Source organism: Virgibacillus sp. M23 (assembly GCF_034190895.1).
Taxonomy (GTDB): Bacteria; Bacillota; Bacilli; order Bacillales; family Amphibacillaceae; genus Virgibacillus; species Virgibacillus salarius.
In genome coordinates this window covers 26,174-44,700 of record NZ_JAWDHA010000024.1, presented here as the reverse complement: position 1 = coordinate 44,700, position 18,527 = coordinate 26,174, and the positions used below count along the sequence as shown (strand labels likewise).

Sequence of the window (18,527 nt, the reverse complement as noted above, 5' to 3'; positions counted from 1 at the left end):
CGTTATGCATTAGCTGTTTACAAATTTCAATCCACGCACTCATGTAGAGTGCGACACTTGCAGTAAATAGACCCTTTACGGATCAACAAGATTTCAATCCACGCACTCATGTAGAGTGCGACAACAGGCTTTTTTATTATGCGTACTTATAGGCTAATTTCAATCCACGCACTCATGTAGAGTGCGACAATATCCCCACCGATGCAACAAATAGTCAATCAGATTTCAATCCACGCACTCATGTAGAGTGCGACTGGGGTGGATTTAATCAAATTAGGTTCGATTTTGATTTCAATCCACGCACTCATGTAGAGTGCGACGGTCCATTAGCAGAAAAGACTGCCCAAGGCTTCTTATTTCAATCCACGCACTCATGTAGAGTGCGACCACAGAACAAATTGAACAAGGATATCTTGATAAATTTCAATCCACGCACTCATGTAGAGTGCGACCCAATTATTACAGGTTTGACAGAAGTAGTGAAAAATTTCAATCCACGCACTCATGTAGAGTGCGACAGACTTTGACGACATATTAACAAATGGTGGGAGTATTTCAATCCACGCACTCATGTAGAGTGCGACAGAAACAAAACATTAAATTTAACAAGTGATTATATTTCAATCCACGCACTCATGTAGAGTGCGACGATAAATTCCGCACCACATGCGTATGACCCTTGATTTCAATCCACGCACTCATGTAGAGTGCGACTGCGAATTATGGTTATTATTTACAATAATTGTTAAAAAACAAACCAAAATAACGCTATTTTTCTATAAGTTATAAAACACCTGTTCATTTATAGAAATAAATGTAAAAAAAATCACTTTTTAATGGTGCGAATCATCTAGGGGTTTCATGTTTGCTTCACATTCGCACTAAAAAATCAAAGGTTGCTCTATATCAATAGAATCCTTAACACCAATATGCTCCACCTTCATTTTGTAATTATTCCCTAGTTGATAAAAACGGAGACTATCCTTCTCCCGATCGATTATATCAGATAATTCAATCTTTAAGGTGGTATACTGTGTTGCATCAACAACACATTCAAATACGGAATGCTGAACCCGTTGTCCATAATTTTGACAAATTTTGGAAATTTTACGGAGTCTTCTCGCTCCTCCATTACTAGTTGTATTAACATCATAGGTAACTAAAACTAACAAATAAACTCACCTACTTCCACATAAAAGGAGGGTATTCATCTAAATCATTCCTCAAATATCTCGCTAATAACAGTGATTGTGCATAGGGAACTAGTCCCCAAGAAATTTTTTCACCTAAATAAGGGTGTGTTATTTTTTCTTGTTTTTTATGTTGCCAGGCGGATAAAAATTTCCGCCTAGCATCCTCTGTCATAATAACCGCACCATTTTCTTTCTTTTGAAAATCAGTTTTATTGATAGACTTCTTATTAATCAAAGTTAAAACAAATTTATCTGCCAAGACGCCTCTTAGTTCTTCCATAACATCCAAAGCCAATGAAACTCTACCAGGACGATCACGGTGTAGGAAACCAACATAAGCATCAAGTCCAACCGCTTCCAATGCTGCGGCTACATCATTTGCCAACAACGTATATGCGAATGATAGCATCGCATTCACATTGTCTAATGGTGGACGCCGTGAACGTTTACTAAAATAAAAATCTTCCTTTTGCTGTAGAATCATATCATCTAAGCACTTATTATAGCTAATTGCAGCTTGCCCCTCCCAGCCGCGTAAGTTCTCCAAATCAGCGCAACTTCTGGTTTCTTTCATCATGATAGTTAAATGCTGAGATACTTCCTTAAATTTATCAACATTTATTCGTAAAGGATAATCTCTTGTCATTCTTTCAAGAAGCCACTTATTATTATATATCTTACCTATAATGAAATTTCGAGCAACCTCAGTCGAATGCTTTTCATTATCTGAAATACGATACTGTTTTTTTCTAAGTGTTACATTCCCTCTACTCTCTCCTACAACTCTTGCCAGAAAACGTCCATTCATTGTTAAAAATATTAAAGAAATATTTCTCTCTGCGCAATATCCCATTAGTGCCGGACTAGCACCTGTATAGCCAAAAGCAACAATAGATTCTAAATTGTGCAACGGCAATCTTGCTAACTTTTCTTTTTCTTTTATCAAAACAATGTTATCACCGTCTAAAGACAAATAGACATCTGACTGCGTAACAAATAGTGTATTGAGAAGATTCTTCACTCATTTACCTTCCCTTCTATATAGCGCTTAACAGATTGCTTTGTCATCAATCTAGGTAAACAAATATGTTGAAGAGAACAGCTCTTGCAGAATCTACCAGTTTTCACCTTTGGTGTATGACGGCGCATATAATAGTCATACATCTCCGATACAATAGCTCTTACCTTATTCTTTATTTCACAAGTAATTGGTATTTCTAGTCGGTGCTTTATTTCGTTGTAAAATATGTATCCCATATTAACCTCGCAAAGAAGCATTTCCTCCAAACAAATCGCCTGTGCTACTAATTGCAGAATATCCGCATCATTTTTCTTCGGCTTTCCCCGTTTGTATTCAACTGGTATAGGAAGATATTTTCCTTCCTCACCATTGATAGGAACCCCATCAACACTTTTCAAAAATTCAACAACATCACAAATGCCAGTTATCTTTAATTCCTCTGATTTTATTGGCATTGCTCGAACAACAAGTTTATTACCTCTTTTTTCTCTTTCAAAAGGTTGATCTGCTTTCCGATGCAAAAATTGTCCTTCCACTGTACGAACATTTTCTTCCCATTGTTGCTCAATATGGATTAATGCCCATTGTCGTTTACAAAATTGAAAATGCTGAATGCCTGATAGCATCAGATAGTCATCATATTCATTACAATCCATCAATAATTTCAACCTTCAGGCCATCCAATTCATGCAATTTAAATTCATAATCTGCAAATGATTTTGGTTCTTCATTTTTAGATTTCACTTCTAATGAACGATGCACCTTTGCCGAAGAATATTGTCCTAACTTTGAATTATGCTCCCACCAATATACATTATTTACTTCCATACTACCATCAGGTCTGGCTGATGAAGCATCGTTTTCAAACAATGTCACAAGCGCTTGCTTCATTTTATCTGCGTCTTTATTAGTAAACCCTGTCTTCTCCGCCAATTGTGTATTTATACTCCCGTAAAATACATACACACCAAAATCTACGCGGTGTTTCATTCCCATTGTGTCTGAACCTTTTTTGTCACCAGTCTCGGAGTTAACACTTTTCGTGATTTGCATACTAGTAATATCGATTGGGTCAATGCTAGTTGCAGTACGAACAGAAACTGGGCCCCTAATTCCAACAGAAACACCAGCCCCTTTACTTTTTTCTTTAAATGCGAAAACTTGTCCAAAGCTGCGAACATCAAGCCATTGTTGACAAGCAATTCGTGCAAATTCTTCATTCGAACCTTTCTTTGACTTCATAATCTTGTCTAATTCAGTATTTGCTTCAGCTCTTTCTTTTAAACTATTAAAGTTATCTGATCGATTGTCGTTAGACTGAACAAAAATAGATTCGTCCATATCCATCAGCCGATTGCGAATTTTTCTTTTGATAGCGACATCCGAAATTTCACCGTGACCATCATAATTTTGGCGAGGTCGATTTCCATTTAATGGATCTCCATTTGGATTTGCTTTTGAAACAGATAAAACTACTGCAAAGTCAATTTTGTGGTCTAAAGTAGTCATTTTATATATCCCCTTTTTCATTTGAACTTTCTTTATTTGTACCCTTTTTTTGATATAAATCATTCCGTTGACTATAAAGTCCCAATAAATATTTTCCTGACAATGGTCGATTATTAAAATCTTCCAGTTTGAATTTTGAAGCAACTTCATCTATTAATTTAGTTAAATCTATTGCGCTTGTTCCTAACCTTGCTTGATAAGGCTGTAGGCTATCTTGAATCGTTTTCCAGGTTCTTTGCGGGTGTTTTGAAAATGAGTTCATATATCTAATTGCATTGGTAGCACGTGTAGTTTCCTTCCCTAAGGCTCTTCTTTCCAACACATCGGCTATTGCAAGTAATCTTCCAAATAAGTAGTCACGATCTGTATTTTCTTTATCCAAAGGCACGTTATATCCCTCCCCTTTTTCATTTAATGTTTTATTGATTAAAGCACATGTAATACTAAAAGTTTTTTCCCATTCCCACGGTTCCATTGAAACTGGATTGGATGCCCGATAAAAAGCACTCGTAACAATATCTCGCGGTATTTTTCTCCCATCAACAATACAAGGGAGAATACGTTCCATTAATCCTTTAACTACTTTTTCATTTACCTTTGATCCATAGGCAGCAAAAGCGATATCCTTAGTCGATGGTGCACCATGAAACAATATATTTTTCTTATCTTCATCTTTTCTATAACAATGCTGCCAAACGCAGGTAGCATGCCAGTTTGCAAGTCTATCTAAATATAGTTTTTTATTCATATTACGATAATATAGAACAGCAAGCCGCCCCGTCGTTGCGGAATCCAAAATAAGTATATTCACATCCGATTCTGTAGTTAAATCGTTCTTATAGCCATCGATAGCCTTGGCCACCTCTTTTGCAAACACTTGGCTCGTATAACTCTTCTTCTCATCAACCATTGCTACCTTCTTTAACAGCCTTAAATCTACTGTACCAGCAGTTGGTTCTGCTAGTTCTGTACCATCATTTGCCCAGACCAAGAATACTCGTTGATCGACCATTTTCCCTTGCCGATTAATCAACCATTTTAAGGCATTATGCGCTTTTTGTGATACATCATAGCTTATTGCAGCGACATCCTCCCCTTTTTGAAAGCGACCTCTAAACGTAAAACCACTTGAATCATTTGCTGAAATCAATTTTGCTTTATCTGCTGCATGACGAATTTTATTCGCATGTCTATCTGTACTCGGCATTACTTTTCCAGTGACAAAACATAAATCACTTTTATGTAAAGAACCATTATAATAATTAATAAAGGATTGAAACATCTCTTTATCCTTCCAAACTTTTTCTAAAAGTTTATCCGATGAATAGACATTAAATCTAATAAATGCACTTTCCTGCCCGCCATTAACTACCGAAAATATCTGTGGTTTCCCACCATGTAAAGATTCATATTTCTTATCCCATTTCTCAATTAATTTACTATCTTCATTTAAATACAGCACTTTATGTGCAACCAGATCCTTGATAAAGTGCTTTTTTCTTAAATAGTTGTAAATACTTTTCACTTTTTTATGACTGTACGGTGATTCAGCCCAGTTTTTAAGTTTCGAAATATACTTTTGAAACGGTTCTTCTTGCTTTATTTTCCCACCATATGCCACAAAGTCGCCAGCGACATAGCTTAACTTATCATGTAATGGATATGGCGCAACTTTTGACCCAGCACGACTTGCAGATTCATCTGTACAAGGAATCAATGTACTTGCATCTTCTTTATCGATCACATCTGCCGAATGAAAATTACCATCCTCTGTGATGTTTACCTCTATATGTGCATTTTGCGTTGTATGGGAAATAGGGAGTAATGTATATTCACGGTCATAAGCATTTTTTGCGATTTCCCCAACATAGCCTGTGTTAGCATTATACGTTTCATATAGGTTTAATAACCAGCTCATTTACTCACCTCCATCTATATGGGTCCATAATTCTTCTGCTGACAGCACATTTGACTGATCAAAATGTTTTGGAGACATTTCTGAAACCGTCCTAATATGTTCACATTGATCTGGACGAATAAATTGAATGACACCATTTTTCATAATGGGGTTCCATAAACGAACTTCCATCTGATTTCTTCCCGTTTCATCTGGATAATTAATACCATGAACCATTGTGCCAAAATGTATCTCACCCTCATAATTATCATAGAATCCTTTTCCTTCGCCAAAGTTACAAGGCTCGACATATGCCTGACACTCACGAGCACCAAGAAAAATATCTCTTCTTCCACCAGCTTTTAATGAACGTTTAAGTATGTTATGATGCTTGTTTTCGTTACGATCAAAAGCTAAATCAGGACGATGTGAATTAAAAACAAAGTGGGCCTTTACTTGATAATGCACCTCCCTTAAATATGTATAGTTTGCTAGTGTGTTTCCTCCACCATACTCAATAGGTCTAATTCCCTTTGATTCCATACGAATGGGATTCATCACTCGCACCTCATCTACAATCATCAGCAAAGTCGGTTTCCAATAAATTGATTCTACAATCCCCTTCAGTGCCTGATATGTTGGCACTTGATAGGACATTTTTTCTCCACCCATTTTGGTCAAAGGATCTGTAAATAGGGCATAATCGCCAAAAACATCAAATTCGATTGCGTTTCTCATCTATTCATCCCCTTTCAAGGAATCTAGATAAAAGCAAACCTAGATTCCTTCTCTAACAATGAAGCTCTGTATTTTAGAAATTCAAGTCAAATTTTTAAAAAAGATTCATACCATGCATTAACTTTTAAAACAGAGTTATCATATTGAAGTAAATTTTTTAATAAAGGTTTATTCAACTCAACAAATTCCATTACAAATTCTTTTTCCCCACAATTAATATAAATCAAATAATTATGTTAAAATAAATTGTCCCTTATATAAGCGCGGATTGAAAAACATAGTGTATTATTCGAGAAGCCTATCTACATGCAAGATAGGTTTTTCTAATAACTTAAAAAACTCAAATCACTATTATTTTGCAGTTCAAGACCGTATTCGTTGTTATAAGCACCTTCTGTAACTGTTAAAATTTCTCCATCAAATATAGATACGAGTCCACCATTTTCACTCAACTGCCTTAACTCATGCTCGTACATATTAATAGTATATTGCTGTGCTGTTCTTAATAAATGGGTTAAGTCATCAATTGTTTCAGCACCAGTGAGATCTGTGATAATATTTTTACCACCTTCATATGGAACAATGACAGAAGTTGTAACATTATCGATTACTTCAAAATTTTCTGCTGCAGTTTTTATACTGGTCAGCATATACGTGTCTGGAAGCTTTCCATTTTTGGCAAAATACGCATTAACTAGTTCTTCTGTTTGTACCATTAAAAGTTCTGTCATTTCCTTTTGCAATTTCGGAATAAAATAGTTCAGATCTCCCGCTAGATTAGTAAATAATTCCTGAAAATAGCGTACCATTGCTTCACGAGATAAGATATTGCCACCATGATTTGTTTTTTCCTGTTTTATATCAAGCAGTATTTTTTTTGAAATCCTCTTTCCTATCTTAATTTCTTTTAAATGGTTAAGATTCTCTTCTTCATGATCAATGATGTAAACAGGTTGAATATGCTTTGTACCATGCCGATTACATCTTCCTGCTGCTTGGGCAATCGAATCCAGCCCTGCTAATGAACGAATGACACAATCAAAACTGACATCAACACCAGCCTCGATTAACTGTGTGCTAATACAAATAATTCTTTCTCCATTATCTAACTTTTCCCTAACATCTGCTAATATTGCTTTCCGATGTGCTGCACACATAGACGTGCTTAAATGATAAACAGGAATATCTGACAATTCTTGTTGTAGCTGATTATATAGGTTGTGAACGACTGTCTTGGTGTTTAAAATCACTAAAATACTTTTTACATCATTTATCTTTAATTGGACAAATAGAGAAAGCTTGTCATTATCAAACGTTTCATCACTTGCTTGATCAATAATTTCAACACGTTTAAATCCATCGATAACTGTTTGAAGGTCTTTAATGATTTCCCCATCGGTATTGATATCTAGTTTGTGTTCTACAAAATCTAAAGCAGGTTGTGTTGCTGTACAAAGCAGAACACTTGTCATGCAATTTGAATTTAAATAGTTTAAAGCGTTATTAAATAAAGAAACGCATTTTGTTGGTACCTTTTGCACTTCATCAAAAATAATGATCGCATCACTCAAATTATGTAACCTTCTAATATTTCTGCTTCCATTAGCATAGAAAACGTTTAAAAATTGCACCATTGTTGTAAAAATAATTGGCGAATCCCAGTTATCCTTTGCCAATTTTAACTTTTGCTGATCCGTCATTACCCCTTCCTCAGCTTCATCCTCATCTGTTATATCAGCAATCACATCGGAATGATACTCTAATATATTGACATTATCCTGCAATACTTTCCTTACTTCTTCTGCATTTTGCTCAATGATTGTCGTAAATGGTACGACATAAATAATCCTTTTTTTGTTATGTGTTACTGCATGCTTTAAAGCATAACGAAGGCTCGCCAACGTTTTTCCGCCACCTGTTGGGATTGATAATGTATATATTCCGGAAGACTTTGTTGCAAACTGTTCACATTGATCAGACATATTGGCTCTTAAAACATTAATTGGCTTGTGCGCATCTGGATGATTCCGAAAAGAATCTATTTTTTTCAGGAGTTTTTCGTAATATGTAGTAAATAACTGCTTATAATTAATGGGTTTCTCATAAGCAGTATTTTCTTCAAATCTTCTTGTATTTGTACGATCGGCGTCAATTAATGTACTAAAAACGAATTTTGTTAAAAACATGAGATGTTTTTCTAAATCTTCATTATTTCCTTTGGTTATATATGCTTTTAGTTCTTCAACTGCATAATTCATGTAATCTTGAAAGTTCGGTTTACTAATTACTTTGGCAAAAAAGGATTGTTTTACTTGCTCGAAGTTTTCTGTAAACGTTTTCTGACAAACCCTTCTTAAGTAGTCTGAACTCAGGTCAGGATTTAAAAAGTCATGTAAATAGCCATGATGTGAAATAATAGCATTTCCTACTATTTCCGCCACAAGCGCTTGATGGATGTCAATATTCTTGCCAGCATGGTAAAGCTCATACAGTAGTTTTCCCCCTGCGGAAGAGTGATCAACACTCCCTCTCTTTGGAGAAGAGTCTGGATTCTCCACAGCTTCTGTAATATACCTTAAAAACTCTTCACTGTACTTACCCATGTCATGAAGCATTCCTGCTAAACCAGCTAAATGTTTTACTCCAATTTTTTCTCCGTAAGACTCGGCTAGGTTTCTTACTTCGATTAGATGTTCTTCCACTGTTTGGACCTTTTTATCATTCGATCTTATATGTGCGACAGATTTCATATATCTCTACACCTCTTTTGCTAAAATGGATAATTTGACCCGTATCTAATCTATTATTCGATGTTTTTTAACAAATTCCTGCAAAATTTTTATTTTTTTACAAACCAGTCAAATACTGATCTTAGCAAAAAAAGTAAGAAATACCATCTGCATCACACTTAATTAATTGAATTGTTGTAAAATTTGTCAACAAATAAAAAGTTAATAATTCTAACACGCAACGACAAAAAAACATTCCTTCACTTCATTGAAGTAAATGTGGATATTTTTCCACTTTATCATGGTAATTGAATGTGGGAATTATTGATTTCCTTTAGAACCCGAGTCTATTAAAACTTTTTAGCAAAATGAATTTATTTTAAGAGAGCGTCCCATTTTAATTTTCTTTTACACGAAAATTTTTAATCATTACACCACCAAACACGACAGCATGACCACTAATTAGTATACTTCCACCGATTTTTTGTTCGTTAAGTGGATTAAATGGTAGGAGTTCTGCGAAAAATTCCTTTGGCAATGTATCCCAATCCGGTATACAGTACTCTAAGGCAGCCGTAAGCATACCAATATCTGTATATACCGTATATAAACTTTCTTTGGACATGAGATAAATCAAAAACAACGGAATAATTAGAATGATATTTGCTAAACAATACCTTTGTTTTGCTTTTGCCATGAGGGCATTTTTTGATAGAAGTGGCAACCATAATAAGATCGCTGCAAAAAATAATGCAAACAAATAAAAATAATTTAAATAATAGTCAACTTTTACATAATCAAAAATAGGGGGATGATGGTATAGATAAAACATCCCATAGAATAAGAACAAACTAATAAAAGGATTAGTCAACCAATACAATCCTTTTTGAACAGGTGCTATGGAAGGAATCTTTTCCAATATTCCTTTCTTAAACCCAACTATTAAGAGTGGAGGAACAACGAGTAAGAGCATAACTAATTGAATCATATGAAAGCTAAACGTAACTCTACCTAAAATATTTACAGGTGTCCCGAGAGCAATGAATAACCCGACTAACCCACTTATAAATAGGATTGTTTTTTTAATCGAATCTTCTTTTCCCTTAGGTAGCAAAAAAAGATAGATATTAATTAAAAACAATACGAGCAGTAAAATACCACCGTTCCATTTTGTCGTAAAATCAAATTGATTTAATATCACTTCCAAGCCATTCACCTTCTTTTTTATAGTCACTTACTAAAAGTATAAAACACTTACAGCATAAGGAACTATGACATATGTCACAAATTAATGAACAGTTCTACCAATCCTTATTTTGACGTAACAAGCTCCTGCACAGTATGCTATTTCAAAAATAAAAACATACTAAGATTAGTGGGTAAGGTCATCGACGAGTGATCTTACCCACTATTTCTTTTTTAAGTTATAGTGAGGAGTGAAAGAAAGCCCGATCAAAGCTCAGGGATTACGAATTCGAATAAAAAACAGGGCTTCTTCTTTCTACAATGATGATAGATATCAAAAACAACTAAACGGCCTTAGCTCTATCGAATTTAGAGCTAAAACCGCTTAAGTCAGTTTTTATTATTTCCACTGTCTACTTGATAGGGGGCACCACTTCAAAAATTAATTATTGTTCGTTTTTTGATTAGAATCATTCATTTAGCACCTGAAATATGCGAAACTCCGACGGGAACAGCACGAGTCCGAAGATCCACTTGGTAAGCTCGTTTTCGATACCTACATCTTAATCATACGTATTGCTAACTGCATAGCTCACTATTCTCATGTTATTTGAATAGGCTGTTTTATTTCACTCCAATCTGCTTCATTCAGTCATAATTTTACGTAGATGATACTTTCGTAATCCAAATTTCCCAATTCTCTCCTGTCCCTATCTGATAGGTTTTAGCAAATGAACCTTGGTTTAGTGCGATGCCTAATTTATCTAAGGAATTCACATACACCAATGGCTCTCCTAACCGACTTTTTGCAAATGACTGGCTAAATGTCATGCTATTTTTATAGACCTGTTGTGAATGATTCGTAATGGTAACATCGAGTACATCATCATATCTAATCCCCGCCTCAGCAAACAGTGTACGATTAATATTCGTCCACAGATTACCAAAACGGATGTCCAAGATGTCAATATGTCCTTTAACAATCTCCTCTTCTATTTTAGCTTCTGGCTTAGGCATACGAATAATCACATCAACATCTACTTTTGGGCCAACCTCCTCAAAATCTATAATTGCAGAAGCAAGCCTTGCTCCTGTGTAAACATAAACATCACGTCCGTGAAATGTATAAGAATGACCAGAACGTGGTAAACGATTTATTTTTTCATCAATAACACGTACCTCAGCAATACCTAGATGTTCTTTAATATGGGTTAATGTACCATTATTTGGTGTCACAATGTATTTATTATCCATCGTCTTAACAACGACACTTAATCTATCTGTTCCAACACCAGGGTCTACAACAGATATAAATATGGTTGCTTCTGGCCAATATGTAATGGTTTGGTATAAGCGATAAGAAGCCTCCCAAATATTGTATGGTGGAATATCATGGGTTAGATCGAATATTCGTAACTCAGGGTCAACGGAAATAGCAACCCCATACATTGCACTTACAGCTCCGTCACCAATACCAAAATCTGTTTGTAATACTAAATGCTTACACATCTGAATCCCTCCATATTTAATTAAAGCAGAAACGCAGCGACTGGAGCAATCAACGAAGATAAAAGAATCACGGTGAGCTTGCGAGTCGATACTGATTTAGCTTAGGGCGATTCATGAAATCACCTCGCTTTTGGGCGCTCGAGCTGCACACACACATCCACATGGGCTAATTTTATAAATTCCTAGACTATAAAAAAACACGCCTCTATCAATTACTTGATAAGGACGTTTCATTACGTGGTATCACCTTATTTTAGCTGTACGCTCACACATACAGCTTCATAAAGTATAATATAAACTCATACTCTAGCGTTGTAACGAGTACCATACCTCGTTGATACCTACTAATTTACAATATAAAATACTTCAGCACACACACAGCTTCTTGGCCATTGTTCAAAATGGAATTTACTATTGATTTAAAGATTTAACATTTAGTATACGAAGCTGTAAAAAATATTTCAAGAAAATTATTAGAATTATCACAGAAAATAAGGCAAATTACTCATTTTCTCCATTTAAATATACAAGCTTTCGTTTGATATGAAACCCTTTACTCCTACTTGTTACACAGGGCTTCACCCCTATTCATGCCCCAAAAATCAATAGGAAGTTTATACGTAATAGACAGAACTCTGTGAATTTTATACCATTTCCTAATAATTTCCACAATTTTTACACGGATTGTAGTATAATGGTGGGGACAGGACTTGCAGGGTGTAGAATGGAAGCTAAGCAAACTGCTTCTCTTTACTTGGCGACTGGTAATCCCCTAAGGGAAAGGGGCTGAAATTTGTGATTCCAATTGACAAGACGCTTGAGTTGATGTTTTCGTTCGCAACGCTTGTATTGTTGATTGTTAATAGCCGAGAAAACAAGTAATCACCCTGCCGACGGAGTTAACAAGGATTTGCTGTCCTTTGTAACGAAGTCGCCGCCCCTTGCGGATAACTGTCTGAGTCGCAAGTTGCCGCTTGCGACTCATTTGCGGTACCGTTCCCAGTTAAACAACCAATTTAATCCTATTACAAAACGATGAAAAATATTCATGATTCACACAAAGTACTTTTAAATATCTATTTACTTTTATTATACCCTATTTTTACATAGATAATCGACAAAAAACATGGATATTTGACTATCTACATCATAAATACGTTAATCATTAATATATGAAAGAATCACTCGCCATGCTTCTACTTTTCCTTCAAACGTTTTCGTATAGCGTCCTGGTATAGGGCTAGTGGATGGAAGTTTCAAAACAGTGACATGGGGTATGGTTTCTATTGAGAAATGCTTATGAAGTATGTCATAAGCCTTCCCACCGTTACAGGCTATTAGTTTAATGGAAGGGTGTTTAGCTATAAATCCAATAATGTCATTAGGAACCTCCTCCTTAATTGCTGCATCTAAGCTTCCTTTACGATAACATGTCGCAATTGTATCCCAAAGCGCAATACCATGCTGTTTACAAAAGATAATTTTATCCTCATATCTCTCCAAAAACGGTTCATTGAATAGTGTGAAAAGGATCTTCCAGAAGTGGTTACGAGGATTACCATAATATTGCTGCTTCTCTAACGATATACCTCCGGGCATCGATCCTAATATAAGTACATTCGGCCGCTTCGGTACGATTGGTTGAAATGATGTTAGCTGATTCTTTAGGTCCAATGACTACACTCCTTATTGTTTACTTTCTAGTATGCACATACAATACTTATCTAGATAAACGAAAAAACTAGTAGAAGACCTCATTATCATCCACTAGCTTTCTGATATATCATATATAGATATGGATGTACCATTACGAAAAAGTTTATGAAAACGGTTGATCGTTATCCAGCTACGCTTACATGAGAGCATTCTTCCTTACTACTTATCGACCTTGTCGCACATTAATTTATCAATTTTTTCTTCAATACGCGCTAATCGCTTTTGTTTTGTAACGTACATTTTAATACCTTTCACTAGAAGAAAAGCAATACTCAAAATTAGAACGAACATGAACAACTGTAGTAGCGCATCCCCCACATAAAATCCTCCGAGCATTAACATAGTCAATGAATTTCTCCTTCCTCATTTATTAAATGGAACTTCAAGTCCATTCACTGCTTGAACGATATAATTCAATTACTTCCTTTACTTTTTTCTTTTTCCGATCGTCCCACCATTCTAGTACTACATAAATATTGTTGATTTCTTCTAATGATATAGGTTTACCTTCATGATTAACAAGAGAATCACCTTTGGTTGAGCCAGTTCGCTCTTCTGAAATGTCAACCTTGCCATTTTTAACAGAGGCCTGAATAATATTATCTTTTTCATTAATAACCGCATGGACCTCTATATAAAATGTATCTGTTACATACTTCTCTTGCCCTTTCATATCTAAAGTTCCATTTCCTGCTCGAAATGTCTGATCTGTTAATTCAATCTCGTAGTTTTTTAATCTCCAATTCTCGCTTTCTCCCATTAAGGATAAATAAAAATTTGAATTTGATTTGCTTACATCACAGCCTATTAGAAATAATAATAATAGTATGACTGCTAAAGATAAAATTCGCATAGATGCACCTCTAATCTTATTTCAACTTCTTAACTTGACTTTTCTCTATTAAGAAAACCCTTATCCTGTATTTTTTTGACAATTTTTCGGTAGTATTTTACTAACTGTTTACCGAAGCTATCCTTCATATATAGAATGAACCAGAATAGTAAATATAAATGACCCATAATTAGTAGGATTGCTGTTATTTTTCCATTTGCCATTTGCGAGAAAATATAGGCTATTGGATTCACTTCCACAGGTCTTTCAACCGAATAAATAAAACTAATGAAAGGAATAGCGATAGTTAAAATAATGGTCGTATATGCAAAGGGTATCCATCTATCTCGAATATTACTAATAATTGCAGTTACTAAATTGAAAATAATAAAACTAAAATAAATAACCAAAAACCATGTCGGTAATGCTTCCAAATTACCTTCACTCCTTTATATAATAAATAACTTGTCTATTGACTACTACTAGATTCTTCCTTTATTCGATCTGATTGAACCTGTAACAAAAACAATTTTAAAGCATTCTTATTTAACCAATTTGTCCCCCACACATCACCATTAGCAAGCATTGTGCCTAACAGCCATATTCTGCGTATAGTGTAAATAGCGGAACACTCTGAAGATCATCTTTAGTCAATTCTCTTTGTGAGAGGTATCCTTGTAGGAAGCTATCCCAGCATTCTTGTTCTTGACGCTTATCGTTATGTAATAAATTCCACCAAGAAACTGCGACATCATAAGATCTGTAGCCAATTGCAGTAAAATCAAAGTCAAATACTTCTAATTCTCCATTATTCAAATGATGATTATGAAAAGCTCCATGACAAAGACCTATTTCCAAATTTTTCTCAGCCAATTCCTCTTTTATTTCATTTACAACTTTACATAATAATGCCGCCGATTCACCACCAAGAAAATGCCTTATTACGGGGAGAATTCGAGTTATCGGTTTATTTAGTAAATCCTCTTAATAATGTATCGTCTTTATTTAACATCGGTTTGGATAATTTAAATCGGCTACTATATAATGTTGCAAGACATCTAGTTCAAACTGAATGGCGGGCTTATCCCTCCACTGATGACGATAAACGCGATATACATATGTCCCTTCATCTCCCTTAACGATGTAGGAGGTCATTCAAACCGCTCGTTAACAAAACACAGTAATGTAAATCTTTAATCGGATAGTTTCTCAAGATTACTTCCTCTATTGATGCTTCATCGATTAGCGTATGTTTGATGTGAAGTTTTGCCATGTATGTACCCCCTATCTGTTGTAAAAGGGCGCTCATTCATAATTCCATTAGTTATCTATTTCTCCTTTTTCAACCTATACCCGAGCGTAACGTAATTGAAGCGATCTGTATACATCTAAGATTAACATTTTTTACTGCTTATTTTCATAATTGTACCAAAATTATTGTTGTTTTGTTATGATGATAGAAATCTGAATGCCAGGAAAAATGATGAATCTATCGCTTTTAATATCCTAGCCTCTTTACCGTTATTCTTAATCGATCTATGGAACTTCAAGTCGCCAGTTTGGTATAGAGTTATTCGCCTCTGTTTTTATTCCTTTGCTACTTATTATAGTTGGCTTTAAGCTTAATGTCATGCCCGTTATCCATTAACTTAAAGAGCAATTATAGTCTGGATGCTATGAAGTAGCGTCATTTCTGATCGTCAAAAACGCCATTATAGGACTAAGTTTTCTGATCAAAGAGACTGGTACAAAACACAACTTCTTTACTCAAAATACGAATAATCATATTATTAATAGGAGTATCATCGCCGCATCGTGAAACTATACGCGCTTTCCGCGGGCACAGCCAAGGGTTTTCAAAAACATTTAGAAAAACTGAGCAAAATTCGCTCAGTCCTTATCACTAAATGTTCAGATTTACGCTTCCTCTAGTAGCTATTATGGAATAATAGCTACTGCTTGACCTCCACTCCGGCTGCCCACTTCCCTTTCCGTGGGGTTTGTCCTTCAGCTAACTTTTTTAGCAAAACCCGCTCAAAAAAGTGGATCTTCAGGTCAAACATTTCCCACAGGAGTTGAAGTAGCCGGCCTTCGCTATTATCAGGCTCTACAACGCTAACATGAAGTAACACAGCTGCTTTTATACTCACGGATAACGATTTTCACTTTACCCATTGTAAAAAAGTCAACCTATTACTTATGACAAGAATTGTTGCACCTTCTCATAGCGGAGACTAATTACGTAGACTCCTGCGGGATTAGCGCGAGCCGAAAATCCACTTTGCAACGTGTTCTTCTTTGCAAAGTTAGTTGAGGCCGTGCCCACGGAAAGCGAAGCAATTAGTCGGAGCATTGCCAATATACATCAAACATTTCAAAATAACTACTTGGCTTAACGCAGTCAATGCACTGATTTTATACTTTCTTAACTTTTAAAAAAAATGAAGCTGCGCCAAAAGGGCAGCTTCATATCTAAAAAATCATACTTCTCATGAACAATGACTATCAAAGCCTTTCTTCTATCTAACCCCTCAAAAAGTCAATAAAGTGAAACGTGGGGTTATTACTGCCAGTTATTCATCACTAATATGAGACAGATTCACCTTTCGGATTCCCTTTCTGTGGTTAATTTCGCTCTATCCTCTGCAGGTGTTGTCCCTTTAATAAAGAATGCTAGAACCAGGCCAAACAAGGATAAACCGGTAGCTACATAAAAGGAAATGTTTACCCCATGAATTTGTTCTAATGCGGAAGCACTTTCTCCACTATTCAATGCGGTAGCTGTCATTATTGTAATTAACAATGCGGTGCCGATGGAAGCAGCTACTTGACGCATTGTATTTGTCATTGCAGAACCATGTGGGATTAAACGATGTGATAGTTGATTTAATCCCGCTGTAGTAGAAGGCATCATGATCATCGATATTCCAAACATTCGAATGGCAAAAACAATTGTTAAATAAGGTAACGAAGTATCTGGTGTCAGTCTCGTATATAAAAAGGATGTTATGGTTAGAAGTAATAATCCGATAATAACCAAATATCTTGCACCGAACCGATCAAAGATCCTCCCATTAATTGGTGACATAATTCCCATAAGAAGGGCACCAGGTAAGATCATCAGCCCTGATTCAAAAGCTGAGTACCCAGCCATGTTTTGCATATAGATAGGGAGAATCGTTTCAGCTGCAATTAAACCAATAAAACCAATCATGCCAATAATCATCGTGATTGTAAATAGCTTATTTTTAAACACGCGAAACTCTAATATTGGCTGTGCCAAGGTAAACTGCCGAGTAATAAAAATAACTAATGAAATTGTTCCTACCAGCAATGACAAAATAACTACACTATCTGACCAGCCAGTGTTTCCTGCACTACTGAATCCATAAAGAATACCTCCGAATCCTAACGTTGAAACTATAATAGATAGGATATCAACCTTAGGAAAGGTCCGTTTCGTTATATTTTTCATTACAAAATAAGCGACAATTACATCAATGACAGCTAATGGCAATACAATATAAAATAGAGATCGCCACGGAAATTGCTCCACTAGCCAGCCTGAGACAACCGGCCCTAATGCAGGAGCGAAACCAATAACTAATCCTACAGTACCCATTGCAGTTCCTCTCTTCTCGATAGGGAAGATAAGTAGAAAAATTGTCATCATTAATGGCATCATAATACCTGCTCCTGCTGCCTGAACAACTCTTCCTGTCATAAGTATGAAAAAATTTGGTGAGATTGCACATATGAATGTGCCGATTGCAAAGGTGCTCATTGCTGTAATAAATAAACGCCTCGTTGTAAATGTTTCGATTAGAAAAGCGGTAATGGGTATCATAATTCCATTAACTAACATAAAAATCGTTGTAACCCATTGTGCCGTATTTTCTGTTAATTCTAAGTCCTCCATTATATGAGGGATTGCCGTCGCTAACAGTGTTTGGTTTAAAATTGCTAAAAAAGCACCTGTGATAAGCACAATAACGATCGGCAATTTATTTATTTCTTCCATATTTTCTATGTTTTTCTGCTTCAATCCGTATTCCCCCTTTTCCTATTAAAATTGCAGGATTAGTTGAGCATCATCCTTGTTGACGGCCGAATTCCACATGAAAAAGTACCTTCCATTCTAACAGATTTCTCGTTTTTTACAATAAAGGAGAACTGGTGAGCTACCATTACTACGGTA

At 35.6% G+C, this 18,527-nt stretch carries 17 protein-coding genes and 1 CRISPR repeat array (1 of these 18 cut by a window edge); all 17 genes read right to left on the bottom strand.

Translation table 11 applies throughout. The features are described 5' to 3' along the window. Window positions 1-714: a CRISPR direct-repeat array (repeat unit 32 nt; unit sequence ATTTCAATCCACGCACTCATGTAGAGTGCGAC); it reaches 1,166 nt to the left of the window's first position. A gap of 167 nt (window positions 715-881) precedes the next feature. Continuing rightward, window positions 882-1,172 carry a CRISPR-associated endonuclease Cas2 gene (gene cas2 / locus RVS70_RS11280; protein ID WP_166529812.1) on the bottom strand — a complete coding sequence of 97 codons (291 nt, stop codon included), beginning with the start codon at window positions 1,170-1,172 and terminating at the stop codon, window positions 882-884. A gap of 10 nt (window positions 1,173-1,182) precedes the next feature. Next, window positions 1,183-2,214 (bottom strand): type I-C CRISPR-associated endonuclease Cas1c, encoded by a 1,032-nt coding sequence (gene cas1c / locus RVS70_RS11275; RefSeq protein ID WP_166529811.1) that lies wholly within the window; start codon window positions 2,212-2,214, stop codon window positions 1,183-1,185. Beyond that, window positions 2,211-2,870, bottom strand: a complete 660-nt coding sequence (gene cas4 / locus RVS70_RS11270) for a CRISPR-associated protein Cas4 (RefSeq protein ID WP_321133322.1) — start codon at window positions 2,868-2,870, stop codon at window positions 2,211-2,213. The genes cas1c and cas4 overlap by 4 nt, the downstream gene beginning before the upstream one ends. Beyond that, complete coding sequence (gene cas7c, locus RVS70_RS11265) at window positions 2,860-3,723, bottom strand: type I-C CRISPR-associated protein Cas7/Csd2 (protein WP_166529809.1); 864 nt, start codon at window positions 3,721-3,723, stop codon at window positions 2,860-2,862. Before cas7c ends, cas4 begins: the two co-directional genes overlap by 11 nt. A gap of 1 nt (window position 3,724) precedes the next feature. After that, the gene (gene cas8c, locus RVS70_RS11260; RefSeq protein ID WP_321133320.1) at window positions 3,725-5,641 is read right to left on the bottom strand and encodes a type I-C CRISPR-associated protein Cas8c/Csd1; all 1,917 of its coding nucleotides are present in this window, start codon (window positions 5,639-5,641) and stop codon (window positions 3,725-3,727) included. Next, window positions 5,642-6,358 carry a type I-C CRISPR-associated protein Cas5c gene (gene cas5c, locus RVS70_RS11255; protein ID WP_166529807.1) on the bottom strand — a complete coding sequence of 239 codons (717 nt, stop codon included), beginning with the start codon at window positions 6,356-6,358 and terminating at the stop codon, window positions 5,642-5,644. It abuts the gene before it with no gap. 323 nt (window positions 6,359-6,681) lie between these two features. Then, window positions 6,682-9,108 carry a CRISPR-associated helicase Cas3' gene (gene cas3, locus RVS70_RS11250; protein ID WP_321133318.1) on the bottom strand — a complete coding sequence of 809 codons (2,427 nt, stop codon included), beginning with the start codon at window positions 9,106-9,108 and terminating at the stop codon, window positions 6,682-6,684. Between the two features lie 376 nt (window positions 9,109-9,484). Further along, a complete protein-coding gene (locus RVS70_RS11245; RefSeq protein ID WP_228088996.1) occupies window positions 9,485-10,288 on the bottom strand; it encodes a cytochrome c oxidase assembly protein in 804 nt (267 codons plus the stop codon). Window positions 10,289-10,932: 644 nt separating this feature from the next. Then, window positions 10,933-11,781: an S-adenosyl-l-methionine hydroxide adenosyltransferase family protein gene (locus RVS70_RS11240; RefSeq protein ID WP_026679960.1), complete on the bottom strand. Its 849-nt coding sequence runs from the start codon at window positions 11,779-11,781 to the stop codon at window positions 10,933-10,935. A gap of 1,158 nt (window positions 11,782-12,939) precedes the next feature. Continuing rightward, window positions 12,940-13,455 carry a DNA-deoxyinosine glycosylase gene (locus RVS70_RS11235; protein WP_121604814.1) on the bottom strand — a complete coding sequence of 172 codons (516 nt, stop codon included), beginning with the start codon at window positions 13,453-13,455 and terminating at the stop codon, window positions 12,940-12,942. 201 nt (window positions 13,456-13,656) lie between these two features. Then, window positions 13,657-13,845 carry a DUF4083 domain-containing protein gene (locus RVS70_RS11230; protein ID WP_121604813.1) on the bottom strand — a complete coding sequence of 63 codons (189 nt, stop codon included), beginning with the start codon at window positions 13,843-13,845 and terminating at the stop codon, window positions 13,657-13,659. 34 nt (window positions 13,846-13,879) lie between these two features. Continuing rightward, window positions 13,880-14,350: a hypothetical protein gene (locus tag RVS70_RS11225; RefSeq protein ID WP_121604812.1), complete on the bottom strand. Its 471-nt coding sequence runs from the start codon at window positions 14,348-14,350 to the stop codon at window positions 13,880-13,882. A gap of 29 nt (window positions 14,351-14,379) precedes the next feature. Further along, entirely contained in the window at window positions 14,380-14,763 is a 384-nt protein-coding gene (locus RVS70_RS11220) for a hypothetical protein (protein WP_205388379.1), read from the bottom strand. A gap of 157 nt (window positions 14,764-14,920) precedes the next feature. Next, window positions 14,921-15,214, bottom strand: coding sequence for a phosphotransferase (locus tag RVS70_RS11215; RefSeq protein WP_343231056.1), 294 nt, complete (start codon window positions 15,212-15,214; stop codon window positions 14,921-14,923). 250 nt (window positions 15,215-15,464) lie between these two features. Further along, window positions 15,465-15,602, bottom strand: coding sequence for a hypothetical protein (locus tag RVS70_RS11210; protein WP_161629260.1), 138 nt, complete (start codon window positions 15,600-15,602; stop codon window positions 15,465-15,467). A 679-nt stretch (window positions 15,603-16,281) separates the two neighbouring features. Next, window positions 16,282-16,479 carry a hypothetical protein gene (locus RVS70_RS11205; protein ID WP_321133313.1) on the bottom strand — a complete coding sequence of 66 codons (198 nt, stop codon included), beginning with the start codon at window positions 16,477-16,479 and terminating at the stop codon, window positions 16,282-16,284. Window positions 16,480-16,928: 449 nt separating this feature from the next. Beyond that, window positions 16,929-18,350, bottom strand: a complete 1,422-nt coding sequence (locus tag RVS70_RS11200) for an MDR family MFS transporter (RefSeq protein ID WP_121605871.1) — start codon at window positions 18,348-18,350, stop codon at window positions 16,929-16,931. Window positions 18,351-18,527: the final 177 nt, after the last annotated feature.

Coding starts and splice junctions, on each gene's coding strand:
- cas4 (WP_321133322.1), bottom strand. CDS start 2,870: ATGGATTGTAATGAATATGATGACTATCTGATGCTATCAGGCATTCAG.
- cas7c (WP_166529809.1), bottom strand. CDS start 3,723: ATGACTACTTTAGACCACAAAATTGACTTTGCAGTAGTTTTATCTGTT.
- cas8c (WP_321133320.1), bottom strand. CDS start 5,641: ATGAGCTGGTTATTAAACCTATATGAAACGTATAATGCTAACACAGGC.
- cas5c (WP_166529807.1), bottom strand. CDS start 6,358: ATGAGAAACGCAATCGAATTTGATGTTTTTGGCGATTATGCCCTATTT.
- cas3 (WP_321133318.1), bottom strand. CDS start 9,108: ATGAAATCTGTCGCACATATAAGATCGAATGATAAAAAGGTCCAAACA.
- RVS70_RS11240 (WP_026679960.1), bottom strand. CDS start 11,781: ATGTGTAAGCATTTAGTATTACAAACAGATTTTGGTATTGGTGACGGA.
- RVS70_RS11225 (WP_121604812.1), bottom strand. CDS start 14,350: ATGCGAATTTTATCTTTAGCAGTCATACTATTATTATTATTTCTAATA.
- RVS70_RS11210 (WP_161629260.1), bottom strand. CDS start 15,602: ATGGCAAAACTTCACATCAAACATACGCTAATCGATGAAGCATCAATA.
- RVS70_RS11200 (WP_121605871.1), bottom strand. CDS start 18,350: ATGGAAGAAATAAATAAATTGCCGATCGTTATTGTGCTTATCACAGGT.